Source organism: Pseudokineococcus sp. 1T1Z-3, from assembly GCF_037482365.1.
In the GTDB taxonomy this organism is placed as follows: domain Bacteria; phylum Actinomycetota; class Actinomycetes; order Actinomycetales; family Quadrisphaeraceae; genus Pseudokineococcus.
Genome location: NZ_JBBHZF010000017.1, coordinates 1 through 344, shown reverse-complemented (window position 1 = coordinate 344; position 344 = coordinate 1). Strand labels below are relative to the sequence as shown.

1 pseudogene is annotated in these 344 nt (G+C 76.7%); it reads left to right on the top strand.

What is annotated here, in order from left to right:
• A pseudogene (locus WDV86_RS04925) lies at nt 1-344 on the top strand (hypothetical protein); the annotation flags it as partial.

The following is a 344-nucleotide window of genomic DNA, read 5'->3' as shown; positions in this document are numbered from 1 at the left end:
ACCGGCCTGCTCGGCCTCGTGGCCACCGGCCGCTCCGCCGGTGCCGCCGCCATGGCCGGCGACAACGGCGCCGACGCCGCCACCTACGTCCTGGCCGTCCCCCACGCCCTGGCGCTGGTCGCCAGCGCCGACCGTGCCCGGGAGCACGCCCGCCCGGCCACGCCGCCGAAGGGTGTGGACGAAGTTGGCACCCCAACCCGCGTAGCGGTCTCCGTAGGAGACCCCCGCGCGGGCGCACGCGCGAAACCGACCTCCTCGGCCGCCAAACGACCGCTGGCCGTGTGGCCGGAATCGCAACGACCGGCGACGAAGCCGGAGATGGCCGCTGCCGCTGCCACCGCCCA